The sequence below is a fragment of the Mesorhizobium sp. M7A.F.Ca.CA.001.08.2.1 genome (assembly GCF_003998455.1).
Lineage (GTDB): Bacteria > Pseudomonadota > Alphaproteobacteria > Rhizobiales > Rhizobiaceae > Mesorhizobium > Mesorhizobium ciceri.
Window position 1 is genome coordinate 1 of sequence record NZ_RZPW01000641.1, and the last position, 3,679, is coordinate 3,679.

At 59.5% G+C, this 3,679-nt stretch carries 3 protein-coding genes; 1 reads left to right on the forward strand and 2 read right to left on the reverse strand.

Going from position 1 to position 3,679, the window contains the following annotated elements; genetic code table 11:
• Both cysN and cysD read right to left on the reverse strand, forming a co-directional pair.
• On the reverse strand, window positions 1-1,071 hold a 1,071-nt coding region (cysN, locus tag EN914_RS28070), incomplete at its 3' end, for a sulfate adenylyltransferase subunit CysN (RefSeq protein WP_164778972.1).
• 2 nt (window positions 1,072-1,073) lie between these two features.
• Window positions 1,074-1,979, reverse strand: a complete 906-nt coding sequence (gene cysD, locus EN914_RS28075) for a sulfate adenylyltransferase subunit CysD (RefSeq protein WP_024503687.1) — start codon at window positions 1,977-1,979, stop codon at window positions 1,074-1,076.
• A gap of 484 nt (window positions 1,980-2,463) precedes the next feature.
• Here cysD and EN914_RS28080 point away from each other — a divergent pair.
• Window positions 2,464-3,679: O-antigen ligase (locus tag EN914_RS28080; protein ID WP_164778973.1), on the forward strand; the 1,216-nt coding region annotated here is incomplete at its 3' end.

A 3,679-nucleotide genomic window follows, 5' to 3' on the forward strand; every position in this document is an offset into this window, starting at 1 on the left:
GCGCAGGATGTAGGAGCGGCCCGGCAGCAGCGCATGCTCGTCGAACCAGACGATGTTGGCGGCGAACTGGTCGGCGACCTGCGGCCGTGCGGCAGGCGAAACCAGCATGTTGCCGCGCGAGATTTCGACTTCGTCGTCGAGGACGAGCGTGACGGCCTGTCCGGCAGCCGCCTGGGCGAGATCGCCGCCATACGAGACGATCCGCTTGACGCGCGAGGATTTGCCCGACTTGGCGACAACGACCTCGTCGCCGGGCGCAACCGAGCCGGAAGCGACCGTGCCGGCAAAGCCGCGAAAGTCGAGATTGGGACGATTGACATACTGGACCGGGAAACGGAACGGCAGTTCGACCATCGCTTGGTCGACCGACACGGTTTCGAGATGCTCGATCAGCGTTGGGCCGGAATACCATTCCATGCTTTCCGACCGACGGCTGACATTATCGCCATAACGGGCCGACATCGGGATCGGCACAATCGTCTGGAAGCCGAGATCGCGCGAGAATTGCCCGTAGTCTTCGACGATCCGGTCGAAAACCGTCTGATCGAAATCGACAAGATCGATCTTGTTGACGGCCAGCACGACGTGGCGGATGCCGAGCAGCGAGGCGATGATCGAATGCCGCCTGGTCTGTCGAAGCACACCCTGCCGGGCATCGATCAGCACGATCGCCAGGTCGGCGGTCGAGGCGCCGGTGGCCATGTTGCGGGTGTATTGCTCGTGGCCAGGTGTGTCGGCGACGATGAATTTGCGCTTCGGCGTGGCAAAGAAACGGTAGGCGACGTCGATGGTGATGCCTTGCTCACGCTCGGCCTCGAGGCCGTCGACCAGCAGTGCGAAATCGATGTCGTCGCCCGTCGTGCCATGCTTGCGCGAATCGCGTTCGAGCGCGGCGAGCTGGTCCTCGAAAATCTGCTTGGTGTCGGACAGCAGGCGCCCGATCAGCGTCGACTTGCCATCATCGACCGAGCCGCAGGTCAGGAAGCGCAGCAGCGACTTCTTCTCCTGCGCCGCCAGATAGTCGCGAACGCCGTCGGTGGGGGCGAGGCTCTTTGCCATGATGTGGCGCATGGTCAAAAGTACCCCTCGCGCTTCTTCTTTTCCATCGAGCCGGCTTCATCGCGGTCGATCAGGCGACCCTGCCGTTCGGATGTCCGTGCCGTCAGCATTTCGCCGACGATGGCTTCCAGCGTGTCGGCTTCCGATTCGATGGCGCCAGTCAGCGGATAGCAGCCAAGCGTGCGGAACCGCACCAGCCGGTTCTCCACTGTCTCGCCGGGGCGGAGTTTCATGCGCTCGTCGTCCCGCAGGATCAGCATGCCGTCGCGTTCCACCACCGGCCGTTCCTTGGCGAAATAGAGCGGCACGATCGGGATACTTTCCTGCAGGATATACTGCCAGATATCCAGCTCGGTCCAGTTCGACAGCGGAAAGACGCGGATCGATTCACCCGATGCGATGCGGGTGTTGAATATCTTCCACATTTCGGGGCGCTGGTTCTTCGGATCCCACACATGCTGGGCATTGCGGAAGGAAAAGATGCGCTCCTTGGCGCGCGATTTCTCCTCGTCGCGACGTGCGCCGCCAAAGGCCGCGTCGAAACCGTATTTGTCGAGCGCCTGGCGCAGCGCCACGGTCTTCATGACATGGGTGTGGGTGTTCGAACCATGGTCGAACGGATTGATGTTGTCGCGCACGCCGTCTTCGTTGACATGAACCAGGAGATCGAAGCCGAGTTTCTGCGCCATCTGATCGCGAAAGGCGATCATCTCGCGGAACTTCCACGTCGTGTCGACGTGAAGAAAGGGAAATGGCGGCTTGGCGGGATAAAACGCCTTCATCGCCAGATGCATCAACACGGATGAATCCTTGCCGACCGAATAGAGCATGACCGGCTTGGCAAAGGCGGCCGCAACCTCGCGGAATATATGGATGGACTCGGCCTCAAGCCGCTGAAGATGCGTAAGCGCTGTTGTCATGGACCGTGGGCGTTCTTTCGTATTTCCAACAGAAGACCTTGCCTCAAATCATCGAGCTTTTGCGCCCGGTTCGAGCCTTGTTTCTGGACAATCTTCCTCGTGCCGGCGTTCTAGCAGATCGCCGTTGTCAAGAACAATGCAAGACTGGCCCGGCCGCACATGGTTCGAGAATGAATTTTCCACAGATACCATCAAACCCGGAAATTCCTGCCCGCAAGCTCAACAACCGAGAAAACGCGGGGAAAATATTGCTTGAATGACCGGCTACGGCTTTCAAGCGACTTCCCTTGGCCGACCGTCGCCTGCCGCCGATTTTCGGTGGCAATCCACCAGATACACTATCGAAAACGGGGGGCGGCCGCTATACCAGCTTCGGCAGCGGGCAAGCGCTTTATGAGGCATGGGCAATTTCGAGGCGAGCGCATTCAACTTCGCTAAACAAGATCCGCCGTATGACACTTGCCGAAAACAGCGAGCCCGAAAATTGAACCGGCTTTCATCCCTCACACAGCAATTCTCGCCTTCGCGGATCAACAACTACTTCTCCATCCTTTGCTTCTTTTTTCCACCGGTTCTGGGGTCGGTGGTCAGCTTTGTGTTCAATGGCGGAGGCCTTTCGTCCGCCCTGCTGATTGCTTTAGGGAAAAGGCGCTTCAACGCCGACCGGCCCATGATCTGGATGACGGTCGCGATCTATGCCTACTGCGCCGCCAATCTCCTGGCGTCCATCGTCAACAACTCGTTTGTCCGGGATGCGCCGCATCTTATCCCGCTCGTCACCTTCCTGTTTTTTCCCGTGTCCTATTCGACCTGGAGCAACACGCAGAAAACCACGCTTGCCCGCATCGTCGTGCTTTCCAGCATGGCCGCCTGCTTTGTCGCGCTGCTCATGGCCGTCATCCAGCAATATTGGATTGGCGTCAGGGCGGAGGGGGGAGCCGGAAATCCGATCGTCTTCGCAACCGTCGTCTGCCTTGCCGTGGTGACGTGTGTGGCTGGCGCCTTGTCCAGTATTGAGCAAGCCCGGACACCCCTCTTCTACGCGACACTGGCCGGGACGATCGCCGTCATCTATTCCGGCTCGCGTACCATCTGGCTGGCACTGCTGATCGCCGGCATAGCCGTCATGTTGATCAACCGGCACAGGCTCAGGGGCAGGAATGCCGTTCGCCTGCTGCTGCTGCTGGCGGCAGTCGGCGTCGTGATCGCCGCTTCCAGCTTCCAGGCGATATCCGGGCGAGTCGACTTTTTGCGCTCCGATTGGGGTGCGCTTGGAGCTAGCGGCAACTACGACACCTCGTTGGGAATACGTGTTGCGCTTTGGGAGATCGGCCTCAAAGCATTCCATGACATGCCACTGTTCGGGCACGGTGTGGGTGCAACCCAGCTTCTGATCAAACAGGGCTTTCATGAGCAGTTCGCGATGGACACAGGCTTCAACCATTTCCACAACGGCTTCCTGACCGCCTTGGTGCAAGCAGGAATTCTGGGCGCCGTGACGCTGGCAGCGATCTTTATCGTTGCTGCTGGAAATGCCGCCCGGGTCTTGCGAAACAGCAGCGATCCGAACGAGCGGTTCGGCGCCACCATGATTATCGTCGTGGTGATCACCTATCTGACGGCCGGAATGACAGGCATCCTGGTCGGCCATGACATTCTGGACTCGGTGCTGATGGTCTTCCTGGAGAGCGGAACATATC

Bases quoted from the DNA above. Each gene is read 5' to 3' on its own strand.
- cysD (WP_024503687.1), bottom strand. From the start codon at position 1,979: ATGACAACAGCGCTTACGCATCTTCAGCGGCTTGAGGCCGAGTCCATC.